Raw genomic sequence first — 22936 nt, forward strand, 5'->3', positions numbered from 1 at the left:
CGCGCTCCCTTGCTCGGCAGATCCCACATGGTAGTACCGATGACGCGCCCGGGGAAGCGTCGATCGCGTCCGCCGACCGACGAGACGGAGAGGATCGCGATGCGCGCCTTGACTTTTGCGCCCGGCAGCGGGGGCACCTTGGCACTTGCCGAGATCGAGGACCCGTCGCCCGGCGAGGGCGAGCTGCTGGTCGAGGCGATCGCGCTCGGCGTGTGCGGCACCGACAAGGAGCTGGCGAACGGCGAGTACGGGTGGGCGCCCGACGGCGCCGAGCGGATGGTCATCGGCCACGAGTCGCTCGGTCGCGTCCGGTCCGCCCCCGAAGGGAGCGGCTTCGCGCCCGGCGACCTCGTGGTGGGCGTGGTGCGGCGGCCCGACCCGCTGCCGTGCGGCGCGTGCGCGCGCGGCGAGTTCGACGCGTGCCGCAACGGCGACTACCTGGAGCGCGGCATCAAGCAGCTCGACGGGTACGCCAGCGAGCTGTGGACCGTCGAGGCCGAGTACGCCGTCAGGCTCGACCCGGAGCTGTCCGATGTGGGCGTGCTCATGGAACCGATGAGCGTGCTCGCGAAGGCCTGGGACCAGATCGACAGGATCGGCTCCCGCTCCTGGTTCGACCCGAAGACCGTCCTGGTCACCGGCGCTGGCCCGATCGGGCTGCTCGCGGCCGAGATCGGCGCCCGGCGCGGGCTCGACGTGCACGTCTACGACCACAACGACAGCGGCCCGAAGCCCAAGCTCGTCGCCGAGCTGGGCGCGGCCTACCACTCCGAGAGCATGGCGGCGGCGGTCGCCGCCGCCGAACCGGACATCGTCATCGAGGCCACGGGCGCCTCCTCGCTCGTGTTCGACGCGATCAGCGCGACCGGCGCCTTCGGGATCACGTGCCTGACGGGCGTCTCGCCGGAAGGCCGCTCGGTCCCGGTCGACGCGGGCGGCGTGAACCGCCGGATCGTGCTGGAGAACGACGTGGTCTTCGGCACCGTGAACGCGAACCTCGGCCATTACGCCGACGCGGCCCGGTACCTCGCCGAGGCCGACCGGGGCTGGCTCCGCAGCATCATCACGCGCCGGGTGCCGCTGGAGAGGTTTGAAGAGGCCTTCGAAGGTCAACCCGGAGATGTGAAGACCGTCATCGACCTCACTGGGGGGTAAGGGAAAAGCGGCGGCCGGGCTGGGGGGCCCGGCCGCCGCTGCCTGCCGTCTAGAAGGAGTAGGGTCCGGTGCGCGGCGCCCGGGGCCCGGACAGCGCCTCGATCTCACCCGGGAAGTCCAGGTTCGGGCAGCTCAGGCCCGCTTCCGGGACGGTCTTGTCGACGAAGTACGCGTTCACGGACTCGTCGATGCACTCCGAGAGGCCGCCGTAGACCGTGTGCCAGTACCCCTCGTAGGTGATGAGGTGCCCGCCGGCCTGCTCGGAGGAGGCCAGGGACCAGTCGTACACCGTCGCCGGGTCGTGCTCGTTGCCGATGAAGACGATCGGCGGCGCGTGGTCGATGTCGAGCTCGTCGCGCTCGTTGACGGGCTCGATGCCGGAGCCGACGCAGGTGAGGGCGTGCTGGTTGTACGGCGTCCACTCGACGTTCGGGTACTCCTCGGCGAGCCCGCCGAGCAGGTCGTCGAACTCGGCGTAGTCGTCGATCTCGAAGCCCCAGTCCTGGCACCACGCCGGGTAGTAGAGGTTCTCGAACTCCTCTTCCTCCTGGAACGCCGAGACGCCGGGGAGCAGCTCGCCGTTGCGCATCGCCTCGTACTCGTCGGCGAGGAAGGGCCAGAACTGCGGGAAGTTGGCGCTGAACGTGAAGTTCTCCGCCAGGCCGTAGAAGCCGAGCGGCTCGCCGAGGTAGGGATCGGTGAGCGTCCCCGCGCGGGCGCGCGCCTTGAGCTCGGCGTAGACGGTCTCGACGTCCTCGCCGTGGAGCGCGCACTCGGCCTCGGCCTCGCACCAGGCGGCGAACGCGCCGAAGTTCTCCTCGACCGCCGCGGTCTCCGTGCTCATGAAGTCCCATGTGGACTCAAGACTGTGGTCCATGTTCCCGTCGAGGACCATCGTGCGGATCTTGCGCGGGTACTCCTCGGCGTACTGCTGGCCCATGAGAGTGCCGTACGAGTAGCCCAGGTAGTTGAGCTTCCCCTCGCCGAGGGCGCGGCGGATGCGCTCCATGTCCTCGACCGTCTCGAGGTTGGAGACGTGGTCGAAGAGCTTCCCGGTGCGGTCGCGGCAGTCCTCCGTGAGGGCCGCGTTGGCCGCTTCGAGGGCCTCGAACGACTCCTGGTCGCTCGGGATGCCGACGGAGTACACCGCGTCCAACGCCTCAGCGCCGCAGACGACCTGCGTGCTGGTGTTGACGCCGCGCGGGTCGAAGCCGACCATGTCGAACTTCTCGGCGGCTTCGCCCGTGAGCGGGTTGCCGCCCTTGATCGAGTCGACGCCCGAGCCGCCGGGACCGCCGGGGTCCATGAGGATCGTGCCGATCTTCTCGTCCGGGTTCGCGGCCTGCCTGCGGGCGAGGCCGATCTCGATCTTCTCGCCCCAGGGGCGGTCGTAGTCGAGGGGGACGGCGATGGTGGCGCACTCGACCGCTTCGGCCGGGTCCACGTCGGGGCACGGCTGCCAGTCGATGCCGTGGTGGGAGTTGCCCGCGGCGGCCGGGGCGGCCGCGAGGAGGGTGATGGCGAGGACCGCCGCCGATGCGGCGGCGGTCAGATTGCGGGTGGATGCTTTCATGCAGGATTCCTTCTGCCTGAAGTGAACCCGGCCGCGCGGACGCGTGCCGGGCGTTCGTTTCCACCCGTGATTCTATGAAAAGTCTTGGTCCACTAGGGTTCCCGAGACTTGTCCCTTTCGTTCAACTGCGCCCCTTAGGGATCGCTTGTCTCGCGACTACCAGCAGGTGCCGCCCTGCTTGCGCTCGGCGATGCGGTCGCGGACGCGGCCGAGGCCGTCGGCGAGGGCCTTGCGCTCCTCGGGCGTGAGCACGTCGATGAGGATCTCCCGCACGGCCTCCACGTGCCCGGGCGCGGCGCGTTCGAGCGTCGCGCGGCCCTCGGGGGTGATCTCGGCGAGGACGCCGCTCTTGCTCCACTCGCACTGGCGGCGGGTGACGAGCCCGGCCTTCTCCATCTGGCCGATCTGGTAGGTCAGGCCGCTCTTGGAGTTGATGAGCCGTTCGGCGAGCTCGGTCATGCGCATCGCGCCCGACTCGGCGCCGTTGAGGACCATGAGGATCTGGTACTGGAGGTGCGAGAGGCCCATGTCCTCCTTGAGCTGCTGATCGAGCTCGCGGTCGACGAGCGTCGCCGAGGAGACGAACGCGATCCACGCCCGCATCTCCTCGTCGTTCAGCCAATTGGTGTGACCCATGCCTCCAGCCTATCTCCTTGTTCAAATTTGAACTCAACTGTACCTTAGTCGAGGCGGTTCAAATTTGAAACGCCAGGAGTATCGGAGACGACATGGAACACGTTCACGCGACCGCCGCGGTCCGCACCCGCGTCACCATCCCGCTGACCTTCGCCGACGGCTACCAGACCACCGCCGAGGCGGTCACCTTCAAGGGCCTCGCCGACGGCCAGGAGCACGTGGCGATGGTCTTCGGCCGCCCCGCCCCCGGCGAAGCGCCGCTCGTGCGGCTCCACTCCGAGTGCCTCACGGGCGACGTCTTCGGCTCGGCCCGCTGCGACTGCGGCCCCCAGCTGCGCGAGGCCGTCGAGCGCATCAGCGAGCGCGGCGGCGTCCTCCTCTACATGCGCCAGGAGGGGCGCGGCATCGGCCTGTACAACAAGCTCGACGCCTACGCCCTGCAGGACGACGGCCTCGACACCTACGAGGCCAACGCCGCCCTGGGCCTGCCCGAGGACGGCCGCGACTACACCGCCGCCGCCCAGATGCTCGAAGCCCTCGGCACCGGCCCGTTCGAGCTCCTGACGAACAACCCCGACAAGGCCCGCCAGCTGCGCGACCTCGGCGCCGACGTGACCGCCACGGTCCCGACGGGTGTGTTCGCGACCGACAGCAACGTGCGCTACCTCAGCGCCAAGGTCCAGCACACCGGCCACACGATCGCCCTCGCGGGCGTCGCGGCCTGACGCATACAAAAGAAGGGCCCCGCATCATTCGATGCGGGGCCCTTTCGCGTGTCTCAGCAGCCCTTGGACTCCGCGGAGGTCGAGAGCCCGGCCAGCGCCCGCATCGGCCCGGTGAAGGCGTCGCAGCACAGGGCGTAGACGTTGCTGCGGCCCTTCGGGGTCACGGTCACCAGGCCGAGTTCGCGCAGCGGCGCGAGGTGGTGGGAGACGAGGGTCTGGGCGAGCCCGGTCGCCTCGGTGAGCTCGCGCACGGTGCGGTCGCGCTCGGACAGGAGCATGACGATCGCGAGGCGGTTCTCGTCGGCGAGGGCCTTGAACTGGGGCGCGAGGTCGCGGGCGCGTTCGACCAGGTGCTCGTCGGAGGTGGCGGTGACGTCGGTCAGCTCGATCTCGATGAGGCGGCTCATGGAACAAGTAAACCACGGAATTTGCTATCAACAGCAATCACTGGTATTAATTATCTCTGTTGATGTGTTCGCGATCGGAGCGAGCACCCGCCAGGAGGTCACCATGTCGCACGCCACCCGCCGCCTCTCCAAGACCGTCGCCGTGATCGGCGCCGGGCCCGTCGGCCTCGCCGCCGCCGCGCACCTGCGCGAACGCGGCATCACCCCCGTCGTCCTCGAAGCCGGGCCCAGCGCCGGAGCCGCGATCGGCCAGTGGGGCCACATCCGCCTCTTCTCCCCGTGGCGCTTCGACATCGACTCGGCCGCAAAGCGACTGCTAGCCGGAACCGGCTGGACCGAACCGGACGCGGACGGCCTGCCCACCGGGGCCGAACTCGTCGGCGACTACCTCGAACCGCTCGCCGCCGCGCTCGCCCCCCACATCCGCTACGGCACCCGCGTCACCGGCGTTGCCCGCCTCGGCGCCGACAAGACCCACAGCCTCGGCCGCGAAGGCCGCGCCTACCTGCTGCGCACCGTCACCGCCGCAGGATGGTCCGATGTCGTCGCCGACGCCGTCATCGACGCCTCAGGCGTGTGGGGCCGCGCCAACCCGCTCGGCTCAGGCGGCCTACCCGCCGCGGGCGAGACCGCCGACGCCCCCTGGCAGGCCGGTCCGCTCCCGGACGTGCTCGGCCGCGACCGCGAACGCTTCGCTGGCAAGCGGACCCTCGTCGTCGGCGCGGGTCACTCCGCCGCGAACACGCTCCTGCTCCTCGCCGAACTCGCCGAGACCGAACCCGGCACCGCGATCACCTGGGCCATCCGCGGCCGCAGCGCCGCGAAGGTCTACGGCGGCGGCTCGGCCGACGCGCTGCCCGCCCGCGGCACGATCGGCACCCGCCTCAAGGCCCTCGTCGAATCCGGCAGGGTCGAACTCGTCACCGGCTTCCAGATCGACGCGTTCACCACGGCCGCAGACGGATCGGTCACCGTCCACGGCAAGACCGGCAGCCACGCCGTGCAGATCGACGCCGACAGCGTCGCCGCCGCCACCGGCTTCCGCCCCGACCTCGAACTGCTGCGCGAACTGCGCCTCAACCTCGACGCCACCGTCGAGGCCCCGGTGAAGCTCGCCCCGCTCATCGACCCGAACTTCCACTCCTGCGGCACCGTCCCCGCCCACGGCGAAGCCGACCTCGCCCACCCCGACGAGGGCTTCTACATCGCGGGCGTCAAGAGCTACGGCCGCGCCCCGACGTTCCTCCTCGCCACCGGCTACGAGCAGGTCCGCTCCATCGCCGCCGCGCTGGCCGGGGACCGCGAGGCCGCCGACCGGGTCGAGCTGGAACTGCCCGAGACCGGCGTCTGCTCCTCGAGCCGCGCGCTCGACGCGACGAGCATCGGCGACGCCGAGGAGTCCTCCGGCTGCTGCGGGACGACCGCGTCGGACGCCGGATGCGGCACCGAGGCCTCGGGCTGCGGCACCCCTGCGGCCGAGACCGCGCCGTCCCGCGGCCTCGCCACTGGCGTCCTCCACGGCCGCGCCGGGCAGCTCATCGAACTGCCGCAACTGAAGTCGAGCTGCTGCGGCTGATCAGCCGGGCCCGGCAAGAGGCCCGGATACGTCGCCTGAGTCGGCCGCGTAACGGGCCGCTCTGCCGCTTGATTCGACGTCTGCCAAAATAGGCGCATGTCGAAGCAACCTGTTCACCTCGCCGTCCGCGGCGATCTGGACGACTGCCGCGTCCCCCTCGTGAGCGAGCCGCTCAACGCCGACCAGGCCGAGCGGCTCGCCCCGTCCTTCAAAGCGCTCGGCGACCCGGTGCGGCTGCGCCTGCTCTCGCTCATCGCCTCCCACGCGGGCGGCGAGGTCTGCGTCTGCGACCTGACCGACGCGTTCGACCTCACCGCGCCCACCATCTCCCACCACCTCAAGGTGCTCAAGGACACCGGCCTGGTCACCGCCGAGCGCCGCGGCACCTGGGTCTACTACCGCGCCGAGCGCACCGCCCTCGACCTGCTCTCGGGCCTCCTCGCCGCCCCGGCCGAGGCCGCCGCGTGACCGCCGCGACCGGGACGCGCGCCCGCCTCTCGACCCTCGACAAGTACCTGCCCGTCTGGATCGGCGCGGCCATGCTCGCGGGCCTCGCCCTCGGCTGGTTCGCGCCCGCCGTCGGCGAAGCGCTCGACGCGGTCCAGATCGGCGGCGTCTCCCTGCCGATCGCGGCCGGGCTGCTGCTCATGATGTACCCGGTCCTCGCGAAGGTCCGCTACGACCGGCTCGACTCGGTCACCGGCGACAAGCGGCTCCTCGTCTCCTCGCTCGTCCTCAACTGGCTCGTCGGCCCGGCGCTCATGTTCGCCCTCGCCTGGGCCTTCCTGCCCGACCTGCCGGAGTTCCGCACCGGCCTCATCATCGTCGGCCTCGCCCGCTGCATCGCCATGGTCATCATCTGGAACGACCTCGCGTGCGGCGACCGCGAAGCCGCCGCCGTCCTGGTCGCCCTGAACTCGGTGTTCCAGGTGCTCGCCTTCGGCGGCCTCGGCTGGTTCTATCTCGACGCCCTCCCGCGCTGGCTCGGCCTCGACACCGCGGGCCTGGACGTCTCCGGCTGGGAGATCGCGCGCAACGTCGCCGTCTTCCTCGGCGTCCCGCTCGCCGCCGGATACCTGACCCGCACGCTCGGCGAACGCCGCAGAGGCCGCGACTGGTACGAGGACCGGTTCCTCCCGCGGATCGGCCCGTTCGCGCTCTACGGCCTGCTGTTCACCATCGTGGTCCTCTTCGCGCTGCAAGGCGAGGCGATCATCGCGCGGCCGCTCGATGTCGTCCGCATCGCTCTGCCGCTGCTCGTCTACTTCGCCGTGATGTGGGCCGGGTCCTTCGCCCTCGGCAAGGGCGTCGGCCTGGGCTACGAACGCACCACGACGCTCGCGTTCACCGCAGCCGGCAACAACTTCGAACTCGCCATCGCCGTCGCCATCGCGACCTTCGGCGCCGCCTCCGGCCAGGCCCTGGCCGGAGTCGTGGGACCGCTCATCGAGGTGCCCGTGCTCGTCGGCCTCGTCTACGTGAGCCTGTGGGCCCGCCGCTTCTGCACCGCCGCAACGCAAAGGAACACCGTCAATGTCTGACAAGCCGTCCGTCCTGTTCGTGTGCGTCCACAACGCCGGGCGCTCCCAGATGGCCGCCGGGTGGCTCGCCCACCTCTCGGAAGGCCGCATCGAGGTCCGCTCCGCCGGGTCGGCCCCCGCCGACCAGGTGAACCCGGTCGCCGTCGAGGCCATGCTCGAGGTCGGCATCGACATCGCGAACCAGACGCCCAAGGTCCTCACTGTCGACGCCGTCGAGGCCTCCGACGTGTGCATCACCATGGGCTGCGGCGACGTCTGCCCGGTCTTCCCCGGGAAGCGCTACCTCGACTGGACGCTGGACGACCCGGCCGGGCAGGGCATCGCGCCCGTCCGGGTCATCCGCGACGAGATCAGGACCCGCGTCGAAGGCCTGATCAAGGAACTGCTGCGCTAGCCCTTCACCGCGCCGATGATGACGCCCTTCTTGAAGTGCTTCTGCACGAACGGGTAGATGATCAGCGCCGGGACGATCGCGATCATCACGATCGCCATCTTCACCGCCAGCGTCGGCGGCGCGTCCTGCAGGCCCGAGGCCTGCGGGAGCGGCGCCGACTCCACCACGTACGTGCGCAGCACCAGCGCGAGCGGCCACTTCGACGTGTCGTCCAGGTACAGGAACGCGTTGAACCAGTTGTTCCAGTACGCGACCGCGTAGAACAGCGAGACCACCGCGATCACCGCCTTCGACAGCGGCGCCACGATCTGCCACAGCACCCGGAACTCCCCGGCGCCGTCGATCCGCGCCGAGTCGAACAGCTCCTGCGGGATGCTCATGAAGAACGCCCGCAGCACCACGACGTTGAACGCCGACACCGCCATCGGCAGGATGACCGCCAGGTAGTTGTCGCGCAGCCCCACCGCGCTCACCCACAGGTACACGGGGATGAGGCCCGGGAAGATCACGAACATCAGCAGCACCGAGAACAGGATCGTCTTGTGCCCGAACGACCCCGGCCGCGACAGCGAGTACGCGCCCAGGATCGAGACGACCACGCTGATGACCGTCCCCACCGCCGTGATCCCCAGCGAGACGGCGAGGGACCGCAGCACCACCGGGTTGCGGAACATCTGCTCGTACGCGCTGAACGTGATCCCGTCGCCCGGCCAGATCACCAGCCCGCCGACCCGGTTCACCGTCTCGCCGCTCGACAGGCTCGTCAACGCGATCGTATACAGCGGGAACAGGATCAGCAGCGCGATCACCACGATGCTCGCGCCCTTGGCGGCCAGCCCCGCGGCGGTCGGCTTCTCTTCCCAAGCGGGACGCTTCGGAGAACTCATGACTTCGAATACACCCCCCGCTCGCCCAGCATGTGGGCGAACCTGTTGGCGGCCAGGATCAGCACGAGCCCGACCACGCCCTTGAACAGCCCCGCCGCGGCCCCGTAGTCGAAGTCGCCGGTGCGGATGCCGCTGTAGTACACGAACGTGTCGAAGACCTCCGAGGCCTGCGACCCCACAGCGCTGCGCTGCAGGAAGAACTGCTCGAACCCGACGTTCAGCGCGTCGCCGAGCCGCAGGATCAGCAGCAGCACGATCACCGGCCGGATCCCCGGCAGCGTGATGTGCCAGAGCCTGCGCCAGCGCCCGGCCCCGTCCACGGCCGCCGCCTCGTACTGGTTCGGGTCGATCGCGGCCAGCGCCGCGAGGAAGATGATGGCCCCGAACCCGGCCTCCTTCCAGATCGCCTGCGACGTCACCAGGAGGATGAACGTGTCCGGATCGGTCATCCAGTCCACGCCCTCGAACCCGTTGGCGCGCAGCACCTGCGAGAGCAGGCCCGCCCCGCCCAGCATCTGCTGGAAGATCGCGACCACGAGCACCCACGAGAAGAAGTACGGCAGGTACACCACGCTCTGCAGCATCGACCGCAGCCGCTCGGACGCGATCGAGTGCATGAGCAGCGCCAGAGCGATCGGCACCGGGAAGTAGAACACCAGCTGGAACGCGGTGATCGACAGCGTGTTCACCATGGCCCGCAGGAACTCGGGGTCCCCGAAGAGCATCTGGAAGTGCGTGAACCCGACCAGGCGCGACTCGAGGATCCCGCCGGTGAACGGCTTGTAGTCCTGGAAGGCGATCACGTTGCCCAGCGCGGGGATCCACCAGAACCCCCACACCAGGAGCATCATCGGCGCGGCCATGGCCAGCAGCGGCCAGTCGCGGCGCAGCCGCTCCCGCCAGTGCGCCTTCGGCTTCGCCTTCCGCTTCGGGGCGTCCCCGGCCTGCTCGACCGGGGACGCCTTGTCGGTCAACGCGGTCACAGGCGGTCGTTGTCCTCTGCGACCTTGGTGTAGTACTCGCGGGCGGAGTCGCCCACTTTCGCGCGCCAGTCCTCGACCAGCGTCGTCCAGTCGGCGACCTCGCGCTGGCCGCGGTAGATCTCGTGGTGGGCGTCGGTCATGGGCTCGTTCTCGGCGGAGAGGTCGGAGGGCATCTCGATGCGCAGGCCCTGGAACGTGTGGTCGTCGAGGAACGCGGCGGCGTTGGTCTCCCACGCGTGCTGGGCCTCGACCAGGCCGGGGTACTGGAACTTGAAGTTCGCGTTGGCGCGGCCGGAGAGGAACAGGTAGGTGTTGGCGACCTCGGCCTGGCCGAGGTCGGTGCGCTGGGGCACGCCTTCGGCGTCGACGGTGAAGTGGACGCCTTCGACGCCGTCCCACACGAGGTCCCATTCCTTGGTGCCGTAAGGGGCCGAGCACCAGTTGGCGACGCGCAGGCACTCCTTGATCCGCTCCTCGGAGAGGTCCTTGCGGATGAAGGTGAACATGCCGGCCGGGTCGTCGCGCCAGATGGTGGGCGTGCCTCCGGCCTCGCGGGCCATCGGGTTGACGGCCTGGAGGTCGAAGCCCTCGACGGTCTTGTAGGTGCCGAGCATCTCGTGCCAGGCGCCGAGGCCGTCCTCATAGAACACCGCTTGGCCGGAGCCGATGATCTCCTTGGTGTTCGTGAAGCGGTCGGCGACGTAGTCGGGGTGCACGAGGCCCTTGTCGAACACGGTGCGGGTGAACTCGATCGCGGCCGCGAAGGCCTCGGTCTCGAACTTGTGCACCAGCTTGCCGTCCTCGACCTTCCAGAGGGTGGGGACCCCCATGGCCTCCTGGATGGTCTGGTCGAGGCTCGCGAACGCCCAGCGGTTCTTGGCCGGGTCGTTCACCTCCTCGGCGATGGCGAGCAGCTCTTCGAGGTTGGTGGGGTGCTCCAGGCCCAGTTCGTCGAGGATGTCCTGGCGCGCGAACATGGTGTTCGTGTAGGGCGCCCGCTCCCAGGGGATCCCGAGGAGGGTGCCGCCGAAGACGCCCATGGCCCAGGCGGCGGTGGGGTAGGAGGCGAGCATCGGGTACTCGGCGCCCTTGTCCCCGGCGACGTAGGGCGAGAGGTCGGCGAACAGCTCGTTCGCGGCCTCGCTGAAGTCGGAGAGCTTGATGATCTCCCAGCCGGGGATCTGGAACATGTCGGGAACGTCGCCGCTGGCGAGGGTCGTCGTGATCTTGTCGAGGTAGTTGTTGCCGTCGGCGATGTTGAAGACGACGGTGCCGCCGAGCGCCTCGTTGACGGCGGTGAAGTAGGAGTTGTCGGGCAGACCGGGCGGGGCCGGGTTCCACAGGGGAGTGATCGCGGTGATCTCCTCGCCGGTGGTCATCGGCGCCTCGGCGACGGCCTGGACCGGCGACTCCGGCCGCGAGAGGTAGCCGGGGGAGACGGTGCCGTCGGGCTGCCCGGGGAGGTCGGGCTCGACGCCGCCGTCGTACGGCGTGTAGGTCGGCAGGAGGTCGGCCAGTTCGTCGGATCCCGCCGCCGTGCCTTCGGGCCCTTCGTCGAGGGCCGCGCATCCGGCGAGCGACGCGGCGACCGCGCCTGCCGCGCCCGCCTGGAAGAGTCCGCGGCGCTGGATTCGGAACGTGGGGACGTTGCGTGAGGTGTCGCCCATGGCGATGCCTTTCGTTGGGGGATACAGGCTGCCGGGTTCATTTATGGCTCGCAAGCTTCGCCAAGGCCGGTGTATTCGCTGGCTGCCGTGGCCGTTGCTTTAAAGGTATGACCAAACAAATATAACTGCATCGATGAGACGCGCGCAACACCCCTCCCAGAAGTGCACTCCAGGCCGCGCCGTCCCGAACCGGGAATCCACAGTGACTCAGGGCTTGAGCTCTGCGGTCTTCCTCCTGTGGTCGGCGGTTCTGGCCGGGCCGGGAAGGAGCCCAGCGACGCGCGCGGCGTCTCAGTTCGAGCGACCGGTGGAAGCACTCGAAGGCCCGCTCGAACCGACCTCAGCCCGCGCGGCGGCCCCGGGCCTGGAAGAGCACCGCCGTCGTCGCCACGGGCACCATGCGGACCGTGTCGCGGCGGCGGGCGAGCCACAGCGCGAAGTCCCACAGCGACGGCCGGATGCCCTGAAGCTCAAGGGCCACACCGTGCTTCGCGCACTCCTTGACGAGGACGGCCCGGTCGACGAGGAGCGCGCGGTCGTGGACGCCGCGAACGGCGACGCGCGGGAGGCGTTCGGCGACGTCGATCGCGAGGAAGCGGCACAGCGCGGTGGCCGCGAGCGTGTCGATCACCAGCAGTCCGCCCGGCCGCAGGAGGCGGCACGCCTCGGCGACCGCCCGAGGCAGGTCCGTGACGTGCTCGAGGATCTCGCCCGCCGCCACCACGTCGGCGCACGCGTCGGGCAGCGGCACCGCGAGCACCGAGCCCCGGACCGCGAGGACCCCGTGCGCCGCCGCGAGCTTCAGCGACTCGCGCGAGAGGTCCACGCCGACATGCGTGTAGCCCTTGCCTTCCAGGTGCGGCGCGAGCAGGCCCGCGCCGCAGCCGAGGTCCACCAGGACCGCGCCCTCCCGCTGTGCGGCCGGAACCAACCCGCCTCGTGCCGCCGCGAGCCAGTGCAGCATCGCGAACACGCCCCTCGGCCGCCACCATTCGCCCGCCAGCCGGTCGTAGAGGGCCGGGTCGTTCGGTGTTTCGGGGCTTCCGCTCATGCCGCCAGGGTGGCACACTGGCGCGGTGAAGCAGTTGACGGCGAGCCGCGCGCTGGTGATGACCTCCCACCCGCTGCCCGCCGCCGCGGTCACGGCCGTCGCGGCGGGACTGGCGGTCGGCTCGGACCGCCCGCTCGCGTCGGCGGTGCTCGCGACGGCGGCCGTCTTCACCGGGCAGCTCTCCGTCGGCTGGCTCAACGACCTCGTCGACGCGCCCCGCGACGCCAGCGTCGGCCGCACCGACAAGCCCTTGGCCGCCAAGGAGATCCCGCCCGCCGCGGTCCGCGCCGCGTTCATCGCCGCCGCCCTCGCCGCCGTGGTCCTCACGCTCTTCTCGGCCCCGCTCGCGGCCGCCGCGCACCTCGCGGCCCTCGCCTCGGCCTGGGCCTACGACCTCGGACTCAAAGCCACGGCGTTCTCGGTCGTCCCGTTCGCGTTCTCCTTCGGGCTGCTGCCCGTGTTCCTGTCGAACGGCGACCCGTTCCCGCCACCGTGGCTCGTCGCCGCCGCCGCGACCCTCGGCTCGGCCGCCCACTTCGTCAACGTCCTGCCCGACCTCGCCGACGACGCCGCCACCGGCGTGCGCGGCCTCCCGCACCGGCTCGGCCCCTCCGTGAGCCGCTTCGCGACCGCCGCGCTCGTCCTGGCCACCTCGACGCTCCTGGTCTTCGGGCCCGACGGCACGCCCTCGCCGCTCGCGCTGACGACCGTCCCGGTGGCGGTGAGCATCCTCGTCGTCGGCTTCCTCCTGGACAACCGCCCCCGCTCGCGGGCGGCGTTCCGCGCCGTCATGCTCGTGGCCCTGATCGACGTCGCCCTACTGCTCCATATTGGAATATCCGCGACTTAGGCGCGTGAGGGTTGATCGGGCCGGTCGTTCCGAGGACACTGATGCCCATGACTGCACCAGAGAGACCCGGCGAACGGGCGCTCGCGCTGGCCCGCGACCTCGCGCCCGGCTTCGCGGAACGCGCGGGCGTCCACGACGAGCGCGGCCGGTTCCCGAAGGCGGACTTCGCGGACCTGCAGGCGGCGGGCCTGTACGGCCTCATGGTGCCCGAGCGCCTCGGCGGGTTCGGCGCGTCGTTCGCCGAGTACACGCGCGTGGCCTCCGCGCTCGCGCGCGGCGCGGGCTCCACTGCGCTCGTCTTCAACATGCACGCGTCGGTCACCGGCGCGCTCGCGCAGACCCCGGACGACCTGATGCGCCTGCTCGGCGCGCCGAAGAGCTCCTTCGAAGCCCGCGACAAGGCCCTCGAAGCCGCGGCGGGCGGCGCCCTGTACGGCGTCGCGATGAGCGAGCGCGGCACCGGCTCGCGCCTCTCGCTGACGAAGACCGAGTACCGCCGCACCGACGGCGGGTACCGCATCACCGGCAGCAAGGCGTTCTGCTCGGGCGCCGGGCACGTCGACGCCTACCTCGTGACGGCCCGCGAGGCCGACGCCGAGGACCCGCAGGTGTCCTACTTCCTCGTCCCCGCCGGGGACGGCATCCGGGTCGAGGAGACCTGGGACTCGCTCGGCATGCGCGCCACGGGAAGCCACGACGTCCACTTCGACATCGAAGTGGACTCCGGAGCGCTCCTCGGCGGCGTCGAGGGACTCACGCTCATGATCGCCGAGGCCATGCCGCAGTGGCTCGTCGCCTCCTACTCCGCCGTCTACGCGGGCGTCGCGCGCGCCGCCGTGGACGCCGCCGCCGACCACCTGCGCGCCCGCGGGCTCGGCCGCCTCCCCGCCGCGCGGGCGAGACTCGGCCGCGCCGACAACGCCGCCGCCGCGGCCGAACTCGTCGTCGCCGAGGCCGCCGCCCGGATCGACCGCGCCCCAGGCGATCCCGAGACCAACCGGTGGGTCTGGCGCGCGAAGCTCACCGCCGGGGACACCGCCGTCCAGGTCGCGTCCTCGCTGCTCGAAGCGGCCGGGGCCTCCGCGTCCCGGCGCGGCAGCGCCCTCGAACGCCTCTACCGCGACGCCCGCTGCGGCGCCCTCCAACCGGCCACTTCGGACGTCTGCGCCGACTGGCTCGGCGTCGCCGCCCTCGGCGAGGACCCCGAGCACGACGCGGAGGTCCCGCGATGGTGACCGCCCGCATCGCCGGGATCGGCGCGGGCCTGCCGCCGGTCTACACCCAGGACCGCCTGTGGGAGGACGTCTTCCGCTGGCACTTCTCGCGCAGCCGCGTCGCCCAGCGCATCTTCACCGCCTCCGACGTGCGCGCCCGCCACTCCGCGACCGACCCCGCCGAGTTCAAGGCCGTCGCCGAGTGGACCACCGCCGAGCGCATGGCCCGCTACGGCGAGATCGCGCCGCCGCTCGGCCTCCAAGCGGTCCGAGCCGCCCTCGAAGCGGCCGGGACGGACCCCGAGGAGATCGGGCTCCTCACCGTCGTCACATGCACCGGCTACCGCACGCCCGGCCTCGACATCGAGCTCGCGCGGCTGCTCCCGCTCCCCGCCGACGCCCGCAGAATCCTCATAGGACACACGGGCTGCCATGCCGCGCTCCCGGCCCTGGCCACCGCCGCCGACTACGTCGCCGCACAGGGCCGCCCGGCCGCGATGCTCTGCCTCGAACTCACGTCCCTGCACCTCCAGCCAGCCTCGATCGACCCCGAGCAGATGGTCTCCCACGCGCTCTTCGCCGACGCCGCCGCCGCGGTCGTCCTGCGCCCCGACACCGCGCCCGGCCTGCGCGTCGTGGACGTCGACTCCCGCACCGACACCGCCCGCCGCGACCAGATGACCTGGGACATCACCGACCTCGGCTTCCGCATGGGCCTCTCGCCGGAAGTCCCCGACGCGCTCGCCGAACACGTCGGCCCGCTCGTCAAGGACCTCCTCGGCCGCAACGGCCACGGCATCGGGGACGTGGCCGCCTGGGCCGTCCACCCCGGCGGCCCGCGCATCCTCGACGCCGTCGAGGAGAGCCTGGACCTTGACCCGGCCGCGCTCACCTGGTCCCGCAACGTGCTCGCGGAGCACGGCAACTGCTCCTCGGCCACCGTGCTGCTCGTCCTGCAGGAGATCCTCGCAGCGGGCCCGCCGGACGGCCCGGTCGTGGCCCTGGCCTTCGGCCCCGGCCTCACCCTCTACGCGGCGCTCCTCGAACCCGCCTGAGCCGCGGGTCACCGTCTGCGCAAGGGTGCGGCGACCGCCGCTCGCAGCCTCGACCGTACTGTTCTGGGCGCGGATGACCGGTTCCGGCGAGGACCCGCCCCTCCCGGGGTGCAGCGCGGCCCCTCAAGCGGCGGCGGCCCAGGTCGCGGCGGTGGAACACTGGAGGCATGACCACCACGCCGCCGCCCGCCTCCGCGCTCGGGCGGTTCCTGCGCGCCCGCCGCGAGGGGATCACCCCGGCCGACGTCGGCCTCGCCACCGGCCCCGGCATCCGCCGCACCCCCGGGCTGCGCCGCGAAGAGCTCGCGACCCTCGCGGGCGTCAGCATCGACTACTACACGCGCCTCGAACGCGGCAAGGAGACCCGCCCGAGCCCGCAGGTCGTCGACGCGCTCGCCCGCGCCCTCAAGCTCGACCACGCCGAGCACGAGCACCTGCGCGACCTCGCCGCCAGCGCCGCCCGCCGCTCGACCGACACCCCGAAGGCCCCCAGCCGGACCCTGCCGCCCGGGATCGGGCAGATCCTTGAGCGCCTGCGCCCCAACCCCGCGTACGTGATGAGCCGCAGCATGGACGTGCTCGCCTCCAACCCCGGCGGGCTGCGCCTGCTCCCGGGGATCGAGGACTGGCCCGCGACCAAGCGGAACGTCGCCCGGTACATGTTCCTGCACCCGAACGCGCAGGTCGCGATCCTCGACTGGGAGAACCACGTGCGCGGCTGCGTGGCGAGCCTGCGGGCGCTGGCCGGGACGGAGCCGGACGCGCCTGACCTGCAGTCGCTCGTGGGGGAGCTGTCGGTGAAGAGCCCGGCGTTCGCGAAGCTCTGGGACCGCTACGAAGTGCGGGGCCACACGACCGGGACCAAGTCCTTCCACCACCCGCTCATCGGCGACATCACCTTGGGCTACCAGGGTTTCGACCTCGCCGGTGGCACCGGGATGCGCATGGTCGTCTACTACGGCGAGCCCGGCGGCCCCGAGGACGACGCGCTGGCGCTCCTCGACATGGCGTCCCCTGTGGAGGCAGAGGTCAGGTGAACAGCGAACGCCGGGACGCATTTTGCGTCCCGGCGTTCGTGTTCGCTTGTGCTACTTCATGGTCGCGACGTCGATGACGAAGCGGTACCGCACGTCGGAGGCGAGCACGCGCTCGTAGGCCTCGTTGATCTGGTCGGCCGAGATGACCTCGACGTCGGAGGCGATGCCGTGCTCGGCGCAGAAGTCGAGCATCTCCTGGGTCTCGGCGATGCCGCCGATGGTCGAGCCCGCGAAGGACCGGCGCTGCATGATCAGGCTGAACACGGCGACGGGGAGCGGCTCGGGCGGGGCGCCGACGTTGACGAGCGTGCCGTCGACGTTGAGCAGGCCGAGGTAGGCGTCGATGTCGATCTTCGCCGAGACGGTGTTGACGATGAGGTCGAAGCGCCCGGCGAGGGTCTCGAACGTGGCCGGGTCGGCGCTCGCGTAGTAGTGGTCGGCCCCCAGGCGGAGGCCGTCCTCCTGCTTCTTGAGCGACTGGGAGATCACCGTGACCTCGGCGCCGAGGGCGTGGGCGAGCTTGACGCCCATGTGGCCGAGCCCGCCGAGGCCGACGACGGCGACCTGCATGCCGGGTCCCGCGTTCCAGTGGTGCAGCGGCGAGTACATGGTGATCCCGGCGCACAGGAGCGGCGCGGCGGCCTCGAAGGGGATGCCCTCGGGGATGCGGAGCGCGAAGTGCTCGTCGACGACGATATGGGTCGAGTAGCCGCCCTGGGTGATGGTCCCGTCGGCGTCGACCGCGCCGTAGGTGCCGACCATGCCCTTGCGGCAGTACTGCTCGTTGCCTTGGAGGCACTGGTCGCATTCGCGGCACGAGCCGACCATGCAGCCGATCCCGGCGCGGTCGCCGACGGCGTGCTTGGTGACCTCGGGGCCGACCTCGGTGACGATGCCGACGATCTCGTGGCCGACCGCGAGCGGGTACTGCTGCGGGCCCCAGTCGCCGCGCACGGTGTGGATGTCGGAGTGGCAGATCCCGGCGTACTTGATCTCGATGAGCACGTCGCGGGGGCCGAGCTCGCGGCGTTCGATGGTGGTCTTGACGAGCGGTTCGGTCGCGGATGGCGCGGCCCAGGCGTTGGCGGTCGGCACGGTGGCTCCAGATCGGTCGGCGGTTTCGGACACCGGTGAGCGTAATCGTCGGATGGCGATGTGCGCATGTTTCCGGCCCACCCGAATCGTCGCTCCGTTTCGGGGGAGCGCCAATGACCGGGTCTTGACCGGGGCGCGCGAGAGGGGGAACAGCGCTGCCCCCCTCGCGGTGTTGACGCAGGTGAGGCCCGCTGTGGCTATCAGATATCGGCGGAGGTGAGCGCGATTCCGTCTCCGGAGCCCTGGACTTGCGGCCCATGCCGACCGGGCACAGCCGCGGGGCGCCGGATGTGCCGCCCGGGTGAGCACGATGCGGCAGTCACGGATCGGTGTCAATCGAATTGCCCACCGTGATCGTCTTGACCCGGGGAGCGGTTGATTTGTATCGTTCTTGTAGATCGATCTATTGAAACGATTCACTATATGGATCTAATGATAGAGGGCGGTGATGGCGACGGCCGAGACAGCGAAGCGCCCGGTGGCGGCGCTGCGGGAGGTCGAGAAGTCCTTCGGCGCGGTGCGCGCGCTGCGCGGCGCGGGCCTCGAACTCCATGCGGGGGAGGCGCACGCGCTCGTCGGCGAGAACGGCGCCGGGAAGTCCACGCTCATCAAGATCCTCGCCGGGCTCTACACCCCGGACGCCGGAACGGTCGAAATGGACGGTGCGCCGGTCGCCTTCAGCGGGCCCGCGGCGGCCATCAGTGCCGGGATCGCCGTCATCTACCAGGAGCCGGCCCTCTTCGGCGACCTCAGCGTCGCCGAGAACCTCTTCATCGGACGCCAGCCGCGCGGCCGCTTCGGCCGCATCGACCGCGCCGCGATGCACCGGCAGGCCGCCGACCTCTTCGACTGCCTCGGCATCCCCCTCGCCCCCGACCGGCCCGCCAAGGGCCTCTCCATCGCCGACCAGCAGCTCGTCGAGATCGCCAAGGCCATCTCCCTCGACGCCCGCGTCCTCGTCATGGACGAGCCCACCGCCGCCCTCACCGCCCGCGAGGTCGAACGCCTCTTCGAGGTCGTGAACGCGTTGCGCGCCAAAGGCACCGCGATCCTCTTCATCTCCCACCGCTTCGACGAGGTCGAGGCCCTGTGCCAGCGCGTCACGGTCATGCGCGACGGCGCGCACGTCTCTACCGACCCCGTCGGCGACGTCACCGTGGACGAACTCATCCGCCGCATGGTCGGCCGCGAACTCGCCGCGATGTTCCCCAGGGGCGCAAGCGAACCCGGCGACACCGTCCTCGAAGTCGCGGGCCTCACCCGCGAAGGCCGCTGCCGCGACATCGCGTTCAGCGTCCGCGCGGGGGAGATCGTCGCCCTCGCCGGACTCGTCGGCGCGGGCCGCAGCGAAGTCGTCCAAGCGGTCTTCGGCGTCGAACCCCGAGACGCCGGCACGGTCCGCCTCCTCGGCCGCGACCTCCCCTCCGGCGACCCACGCGCCGCCATGCGCGCGGGCGCGGCGCTCGTCCCCGAGGACCGCCGCCAGCAGGGCCTCCTCCTCGACCTCTCCGTCATGCGCAATGCCACCCTCGCCCGCCGGAACCGCCTGGCCCGCTTCGGATTCCTCACCGGCGGCGCCGAACGGCGCGAAGCCGCCGAGTGGACCGCGAGGCTCCACGCCAAGTACGGCCGCCTCACCGACCCGGCGGGCACCCTCTCGGGCGGCAACCAGCAGAAGGTCGTGCTCGCCAAATGGCTCGCCACGAACCCGCGGCTCCTCATCGTCGACGAGCCCACGCGCGGCATCGACGTCGCCACGAAGGCCGAGGTCCACCGCCTCCTCGCCGACCTCGCCGCCGACGGCGTCGCGATCCTCATGGTCTCCTCCGAGCTCCTCGAAGTGCTCGGCATGGCCGACCGCGTCCTGGTCATGCGCGAAGGACGCCTCGCGGGGGAGCTCTCCCGCGCCGAAGCCACCGAAGAGGCCGTCATGCGCCTCGCCACCGGCCAGAACGCGGAGGCCTAGTTGACCGCACTCGCCCAGTCCCGCAACCCCACCGGGTCCGCCCTCCTCGACCTCGTCCTGCGCTTTCGCGCGCTAGGCCTGCTGCTCGCGCTCGCCGTCCTGGTCGGCGCGACCGCCGCCGTGAACGCCCGGTTCCTCTCGGGCCAGTCCGTGCGCGACCTGCTCTTCGCGGCCGCCGTGACCGTCCTCCTCGCCTCCGGCATGACCGTCGTCGTCCTGACGCGCGGCATCGACCTCTCCGTCGGCTCCACGCTCGGCCTCGCCGCCTACCTCACCGCGAGCGGCCTCAGCGACGGCACGCCCGTGCCGCTCGCGGTCCTCATCGGGCTCCTGACCGGGCTCGCGTGCGGCGCAGTGAACGGCGCGATCGTCCACTTCGGCAAGGTCCCGCCGCTGGTCGCCACCCTTGGCACGCTCTACGTCTACCGGGGGATCGTCTACTTCACCGCCGGAGGCTCCCGCGTCAACGCCTCCGACCTGCCCGGCGGCTTCCTCGACTTCGGCAACGGCACCCTCCTCGGCGTCCCGTACCTCTTCCTCATCGCCGCCGCGGTCCTCGCGACCGTCGCGGTCTACCTGCGCGACTTCCGCTCCGGCCGCGACCTGTACGCCCTCGGCTCCAACCCCGAGGCCGCCCGCCTCGCGGGCATCCCGGCGGGCAGGCGGCTCATGGCCGCCTACGCCCTCTGCGGGACCCTCGCCGGACTCGGCGGGGTCCTCTACGCGGCCCGCTTCGGCACCGTCGACGCCTCCGCCGGGTACGGCATGGAACTCGACATCGTCGCCGCCGTCGTCGTGGGCGGCGTCGCGATCTTCGGCGGCTCCGGCACCGTCCTCGGCGCGGGACTCGGAGCCCTGCTCCTCACCGTCATCGACAACGCGCTACCGGTGCTCAGCATCCCGCCGTTCTGGCAGCAGGCCATCGTCGGCGCGCTCATCCTCGCCGCCGTCGGCCTCGACCGCCTCGTCGCCCTCCGCGCCGCCCGCGCACTGCGAAAGAAGGGCTCCCATGTGGACTGACCTCGTGCGCCGCCTCGCCTCGTGGGACGCGGTCCTCATCGCGATCACGGCCGCGTTCCTCATCGTCGCCGCGCAGACCGTCGAGCACTTCGGCACCGCCCGCAACGCCGGGCACATCGTCGTCGACCTCGCCCCGGTCCTGCTGCTCGCCCTCGTCATGACCCTCATCGTCGCGACCGGCGAGATCGACCTCTCCGTCGCCTCCACCGCGGGCCTGACCAGCGCCGCCATGGGCGTGATGTGGAACGGCGGGTTGGCACTCGAGACGATCATGCCCCTCACGGTGCTCATCGGCGCGCTCCTCGGCGCCGTCAACGGCCTCTTCGTGACCGGCTTCGGCCTGCCCTCGCTCGCCGTCACCATCGGCACCCTCGCCCTCTACCGCGGCCTGTCCTACGTGCTCCTCGGCGACACGGCAGTGGCCGACTGGCCCAGGGACTTCACCGGCTGGACCCTCGGCTCCATCGGCACCACGGGCATCCCGAACATCGTGGTCCCGATGATCGCGCTGGCGCTCGCGGTCGGCCTTCTGCTGCACGCGACGCCGGTCGGCCGGTCGGTCTACGCGGTCGGCGCGAACGACGTCGCCGCGGCCTACTCGGGGATCAACGTGCGGCGCTTGAAGTTCTGGCTCTACGTCGCCTCCGGCGCGATGGCGGGCCTCGTGGGCGTCTTCTGGACCCTGCGCTACTCCTCGGCCCGCGCCGACAACGCCTACGGCCTCGAACTCACCGTCGTCGCCGTCGTGCTGCTGGGCGGCGTCTCGATCTTCGGCGGCAAGGGCAACCTGCCGGGCGTGCTCGCCGCCGTGGTCCTGCTGACCGCCCTGCAGAACGCGCTGCGCCTGGCGCACGTCTCGACCGAGGCGCTCACCGTCGTCACCGGGGCGCTCCTGATCGCCGCGGTCCTGGCCCCGAACCTGCTCGCCGCCGCAGGCGACCGCCTGCGCCGACGCCGCACCGTCCCTACCTAGGAAGGCAACCCGATGTCCCGCAAGCGAACCCTCGCACTCACCGCGCCGCTGCTCGCCGTCCTCCTCGCCGCCTCCGCCTGCGGCGGCACCACGCAAGGGGACGACGAGGGCGACGGCGCCACCGGCACTGGCGGCACCGCCAACCCCGAGGCCGAGTACGCGACCGGCCTGTCCTACGCGATGCTCCCGAAATCGGTGAACAACCCGTACTTCGAGGCCTCCAGCACCGGCGCGGAGGGCGTCGCGGCCGAGCTGGGCGGCGAGTACGAGTACACCGGCCCGTCCGACGCCTCGGCCTCGTCCCAGGTCAGCTACATCGACACGCTCAGCCAGCAGGCGACCGACGTGATCCTCCTGTCCGCCAACGACCCCAACGCCCTGTGCTCCTCGCTCGACCAGGCCCGCGCGGGCGGCTCGACCGTCGTCACCTTCGACTCCGATGTGGACCCCGCCTGCCGGGACCTGTTCGTGAGCCAGGTGAACAGCGACGAAGTGGGCCTGGCCCTCCTGGAGATGACGGCCGAGCAGATCGACGCCACCGGGGAGATCGCGATCCTCTCGGCGACGGCCAACGCCACCAACCAGAACGCCTGGATCGACGTGATGGAGGCCGAGCTCGAGTCGAACCCGTCCTACGCCGACATGGAGCTGGTCGAGGTCGTCTACGGCGACGACGAGGACGAGAAGTCGTTCTCCGAGACGCAGGGCCTCCTCCAGGCCCACCCCGACCTCAAGGCGATCGTCTCGCCCACCACCGTCGGCATCGCGGCCGCCGCCCGGTACCTCTCCGGCTCCGAGTACAAGGGACAGGTCGCGCTCACCGGCCTCGGCACCCCGAACCAGATGCGGGAGTTCGTGAAGGACGGCACGGTCACCGAGTTCGCGCTCTGGGACCCGACCGCCCTCGGCGAGCTCGCCGCCTACACCGGCGCGGCCGCCGCGTCCGGCATCATCACCGGCGCCGAAGGCGAGGTCTTCACCGCCGGGGACCTCGGCGAGTACACCGTCGGCGCGCAGGGCGTGGTCACCCTCGGCCCGCCGACCCGCTTCAACGCCGACAACATCGACGACTTCGACTTCTAGCGAACGCGAAGGGGCCGAAGGCGCTGATGCGCCTTCGGCCCCTCGACC

General features: G+C 71.2%; 22 protein-coding genes. 14 read left to right on the forward strand and 8 right to left on the reverse strand.

Translation table 11 applies throughout. From position 1 onward, the window contains the following. Positions 1-99: 99 nt before the first annotated feature. Positions 100-1155, forward strand: a complete 1056-nt coding sequence (locus ACGGCP_RS14785) for a glucose 1-dehydrogenase (protein ID WP_392966137.1) — start codon at positions 100-102, stop codon at positions 1153-1155. Between the two features lie 49 nt (positions 1156-1204). Here the strand turns inward: ACGGCP_RS14785 and ACGGCP_RS14790 are convergent, their stop codons facing one another. Together ACGGCP_RS14790 and ACGGCP_RS14795 are read right to left on the reverse strand one after the other, a co-directional pair. Then, positions 1205-2728: an alpha/beta hydrolase gene (locus ACGGCP_RS14790; RefSeq protein ID WP_392966139.1), complete on the reverse strand. Its 1524-nt coding sequence runs from the start codon at positions 2726-2728 to the stop codon at positions 1205-1207. A 156-nt stretch (positions 2729-2884) separates the two neighbouring features. Continuing rightward, positions 2885-3364 carry a MarR family winged helix-turn-helix transcriptional regulator gene (locus tag ACGGCP_RS14795; RefSeq protein WP_392966142.1) on the reverse strand — a complete coding sequence of 160 codons (480 nt, stop codon included), beginning with the start codon at positions 3362-3364 and terminating at the stop codon, positions 2885-2887. A 92-nt stretch (positions 3365-3456) separates the two neighbouring features. On the opposite strand from ACGGCP_RS14795, the gene ribA reads away from it, so the two are divergent. Continuing rightward, positions 3457-4089: a GTP cyclohydrolase II gene (gene ribA, locus ACGGCP_RS14800; RefSeq protein WP_392966145.1), complete on the forward strand. Its 633-nt coding sequence runs from the start codon at positions 3457-3459 to the stop codon at positions 4087-4089. Positions 4090-4142: 53 nt separating this feature from the next. Here ribA and ACGGCP_RS14805 read toward each other — a convergent pair whose 3' ends face one another. After that, complete coding sequence (locus ACGGCP_RS14805) at positions 4143-4496, reverse strand: ArsR/SmtB family transcription factor (protein WP_392966148.1); 354 nt, start codon at positions 4494-4496, stop codon at positions 4143-4145. A gap of 103 nt (positions 4497-4599) precedes the next feature. On the opposite strand from ACGGCP_RS14805, the gene ACGGCP_RS14810 reads away from it, so the two are divergent. The 4 genes from ACGGCP_RS14810 to ACGGCP_RS14825 all read left to right on the forward strand — a co-directional run bounded on the left by ACGGCP_RS14810 (position 4600) and on the right by ACGGCP_RS14825 (position 8007). After that, positions 4600-6072 (forward strand): FAD-dependent oxidoreductase, encoded by a 1473-nt coding sequence (locus ACGGCP_RS14810; protein WP_392966150.1) that lies wholly within the window; start codon positions 4600-4602, stop codon positions 6070-6072. Positions 6073-6168: 96 nt separating this feature from the next. After that, entirely contained in the window at positions 6169-6540 is a 372-nt protein-coding gene (locus ACGGCP_RS14815; RefSeq protein ID WP_392966153.1) for an ArsR/SmtB family transcription factor, read from the forward strand. Beyond that, positions 6537-7613 (forward strand): ACR3 family arsenite efflux transporter, encoded by a 1077-nt coding sequence (gene arsB / locus ACGGCP_RS14820; protein ID WP_392966156.1) that lies wholly within the window; start codon positions 6537-6539, stop codon positions 7611-7613. The genes ACGGCP_RS14815 and arsB overlap by 4 nt, the downstream gene beginning before the upstream one ends. Continuing rightward, complete coding sequence (locus ACGGCP_RS14825; RefSeq protein ID WP_392966157.1) at positions 7606-8007, forward strand: arsenate reductase ArsC; 402 nt, start codon at positions 7606-7608, stop codon at positions 8005-8007. The genes arsB and ACGGCP_RS14825 overlap by 8 nt, the downstream gene beginning before the upstream one ends. Here the strand turns inward: ACGGCP_RS14825 and ACGGCP_RS14830 are convergent. The 4 genes from ACGGCP_RS14830 to ACGGCP_RS14845 form a co-directional block, all read right to left on the reverse strand. Further along, the gene (locus tag ACGGCP_RS14830; RefSeq protein WP_392966160.1) at positions 8004-8894 is read right to left on the reverse strand and encodes a carbohydrate ABC transporter permease; all 891 of its coding nucleotides are present in this window, start codon (positions 8892-8894) and stop codon (positions 8004-8006) included. The two genes, ACGGCP_RS14825 and ACGGCP_RS14830, sit on opposite strands and share 4 nt — an antisense overlap. Then, positions 8891-9877: an ABC transporter permease gene (locus ACGGCP_RS14835; RefSeq protein ID WP_392966162.1), complete on the reverse strand. Its 987-nt coding sequence runs from the start codon at positions 9875-9877 to the stop codon at positions 8891-8893. The genes ACGGCP_RS14830 and ACGGCP_RS14835 overlap by 4 nt, the downstream gene beginning before the upstream one ends. After that, entirely contained in the window at positions 9874-11544 is a 1671-nt protein-coding gene (locus ACGGCP_RS14840) for an extracellular solute-binding protein (protein WP_392966165.1), read from the reverse strand. Before ACGGCP_RS14840 ends, ACGGCP_RS14835 begins: the two co-directional genes overlap by 4 nt. 340 nt (positions 11545-11884) lie before the next feature. Beyond that, positions 11885-12595 carry a methyltransferase domain-containing protein gene (locus ACGGCP_RS14845; protein WP_392966167.1) on the reverse strand — a complete coding sequence of 237 codons (711 nt, stop codon included), beginning with the start codon at positions 12593-12595 and terminating at the stop codon, positions 11885-11887. A 25-nt stretch (positions 12596-12620) separates the two neighbouring features. Here ACGGCP_RS14845 and ACGGCP_RS14850 point away from each other — a divergent pair, with 25 nt between their 5' ends. From ACGGCP_RS14850 to ACGGCP_RS14865, 4 genes are all read left to right on the forward strand, one after another. Continuing rightward, the gene (locus ACGGCP_RS14850) at positions 12621-13445 is read left to right on the forward strand and encodes a UbiA family prenyltransferase (protein WP_392966169.1); all 825 of its coding nucleotides are present in this window, start codon (positions 12621-12623) and stop codon (positions 13443-13445) included. 47 nt (positions 13446-13492) lie between these two features. Beyond that, positions 13493-14680, forward strand: coding sequence for an acyl-CoA dehydrogenase family protein (locus ACGGCP_RS14855; RefSeq protein ID WP_392966172.1), 1188 nt, complete (start codon positions 13493-13495; stop codon positions 14678-14680). Continuing rightward, positions 14674-15714, forward strand: a complete 1041-nt coding sequence (locus ACGGCP_RS14860) for a type III polyketide synthase (protein WP_392966175.1) — start codon at positions 14674-14676, stop codon at positions 15712-15714. The genes ACGGCP_RS14855 and ACGGCP_RS14860 overlap by 7 nt, the downstream gene beginning before the upstream one ends. A 167-nt stretch (positions 15715-15881) precedes the next feature. Next, positions 15882-16751 carry a helix-turn-helix transcriptional regulator gene (locus tag ACGGCP_RS14865; RefSeq protein ID WP_392966178.1) on the forward strand — a complete coding sequence of 290 codons (870 nt, stop codon included), beginning with the start codon at positions 15882-15884 and terminating at the stop codon, positions 16749-16751. A 51-nt stretch (positions 16752-16802) separates the two neighbouring features. On the opposite strand, the gene ACGGCP_RS14870 is transcribed toward ACGGCP_RS14865, so the two are convergent. Then, on the reverse strand, positions 16803-17846 hold the full coding sequence (locus ACGGCP_RS14870) for an NAD(P)-dependent alcohol dehydrogenase (RefSeq protein ID WP_392966181.1): 1044 nt from the start codon (positions 17844-17846) through the stop codon (positions 16803-16805). Between the two features lie 448 nt (positions 17847-18294). On the opposite strand from ACGGCP_RS14870, the gene ACGGCP_RS14875 reads away from it, so the two are divergent. The 4 genes from ACGGCP_RS14875 to rhaS are packed head-to-tail and all read left to right on the forward strand — an operon-like array spanning position 18295 to position 22888. Next, positions 18295-19812 carry a sugar ABC transporter ATP-binding protein gene (locus ACGGCP_RS14875; protein ID WP_392966183.1) on the forward strand — a complete coding sequence of 506 codons (1518 nt, stop codon included), beginning with the start codon at positions 18295-18297 and terminating at the stop codon, positions 19810-19812. After that, positions 19813-20832 carry an ABC transporter permease gene (locus ACGGCP_RS14880; protein ID WP_392966185.1) on the forward strand — a complete coding sequence of 340 codons (1020 nt, stop codon included), beginning with the start codon at positions 19813-19815 and terminating at the stop codon, positions 20830-20832. It begins immediately after the preceding gene. Beyond that, positions 20822-21805, forward strand: a complete 984-nt coding sequence (locus ACGGCP_RS14885) for an ABC transporter permease (RefSeq protein WP_392966188.1) — start codon at positions 20822-20824, stop codon at positions 21803-21805. The genes ACGGCP_RS14880 and ACGGCP_RS14885 overlap by 11 nt, the downstream gene beginning before the upstream one ends. Positions 21806-21817: 12 nt before the next feature. Continuing rightward, positions 21818-22888 carry a rhamnose ABC transporter substrate-binding protein gene (rhaS, locus tag ACGGCP_RS14890; protein ID WP_392966190.1) on the forward strand — a complete coding sequence of 357 codons (1071 nt, stop codon included), beginning with the start codon at positions 21818-21820 and terminating at the stop codon, positions 22886-22888. Positions 22889-22936 lie beyond the last annotated feature (48 nt).

This window comes from Glycomyces sp. NPDC048151 (assembly GCF_043202775.1).
GTDB lineage: Bacteria > Actinomycetota > Actinomycetes > Mycobacteriales > Micromonosporaceae > Glycomyces.

What these genes read in the sequence shown, in the direction of transcription:
- ribA (WP_392966145.1), top strand. Translation starts at nt 3,457, where the DNA reads ATGGAACACGTTCACGCGACCGCCGCGGTCCGCACCCGCGTCACCATC.
- ACGGCP_RS14865 (WP_392966178.1), top strand. Translation starts at nt 15,882, where the DNA reads ATGACCACCACGCCGCCGCCCGCCTCCGCGCTCGGGCGGTTCCTGCGC.
- ACGGCP_RS14790 (WP_392966139.1), bottom strand. Translation starts at nt 2,728, where the DNA reads ATGAAAGCATCCACCCGCAATCTGACCGCCGCCGCATCGGCGGCGGTC.
- ACGGCP_RS14815 (WP_392966153.1), top strand. Translation starts at nt 6,169, where the DNA reads ATGTCGAAGCAACCTGTTCACCTCGCCGTCCGCGGCGATCTGGACGAC.
- ACGGCP_RS14855 (WP_392966172.1), top strand. Translation starts at nt 13,493, where the DNA reads ATGACTGCACCAGAGAGACCCGGCGAACGGGCGCTCGCGCTGGCCCGC.
- ACGGCP_RS14845 (WP_392966167.1), bottom strand. Translation starts at nt 12,595, where the DNA reads ATGAGCGGAAGCCCCGAAACACCGAACGACCCGGCCCTCTACGACCGG.
- ACGGCP_RS14860 (WP_392966175.1), top strand. Translation starts at nt 14,674, where the DNA reads ATGGTGACCGCCCGCATCGCCGGGATCGGCGCGGGCCTGCCGCCGGTC.
- ACGGCP_RS14885 (WP_392966188.1), top strand. Translation starts at nt 20,822, where the DNA reads ATGTGGACTGACCTCGTGCGCCGCCTCGCCTCGTGGGACGCGGTCCTC.
- ACGGCP_RS14810 (WP_392966150.1), top strand. Translation starts at nt 4,600, where the DNA reads ATGTCGCACGCCACCCGCCGCCTCTCCAAGACCGTCGCCGTGATCGGC.
- ACGGCP_RS14795 (WP_392966142.1), bottom strand. Translation starts at nt 3,364, where the DNA reads ATGGGTCACACCAATTGGCTGAACGACGAGGAGATGCGGGCGTGGATC.
- ACGGCP_RS14830 (WP_392966160.1), bottom strand. Translation starts at nt 8,894, where the DNA reads ATGAGTTCTCCGAAGCGTCCCGCTTGGGAAGAGAAGCCGACCGCCGCG.
- ACGGCP_RS14875 (WP_392966183.1), top strand. Translation starts at nt 18,295, where the DNA reads ATGGCGACGGCCGAGACAGCGAAGCGCCCGGTGGCGGCGCTGCGGGAG.
- rhaS (WP_392966190.1), top strand. Translation starts at nt 21,818, where the DNA reads ATGTCCCGCAAGCGAACCCTCGCACTCACCGCGCCGCTGCTCGCCGTC.
- ACGGCP_RS14825 (WP_392966157.1), top strand. Translation starts at nt 7,606, where the DNA reads ATGTCTGACAAGCCGTCCGTCCTGTTCGTGTGCGTCCACAACGCCGGG.
- ACGGCP_RS14805 (WP_392966148.1), bottom strand. Translation starts at nt 4,496, where the DNA reads ATGAGCCGCCTCATCGAGATCGAGCTGACCGACGTCACCGCCACCTCC.
- ACGGCP_RS14785 (WP_392966137.1), top strand. Translation starts at nt 100, where the DNA reads ATGCGCGCCTTGACTTTTGCGCCCGGCAGCGGGGGCACCTTGGCACTT.
- ACGGCP_RS14840 (WP_392966165.1), bottom strand. Translation starts at nt 11,544, where the DNA reads ATGGGCGACACCTCACGCAACGTCCCCACGTTCCGAATCCAGCGCCGC.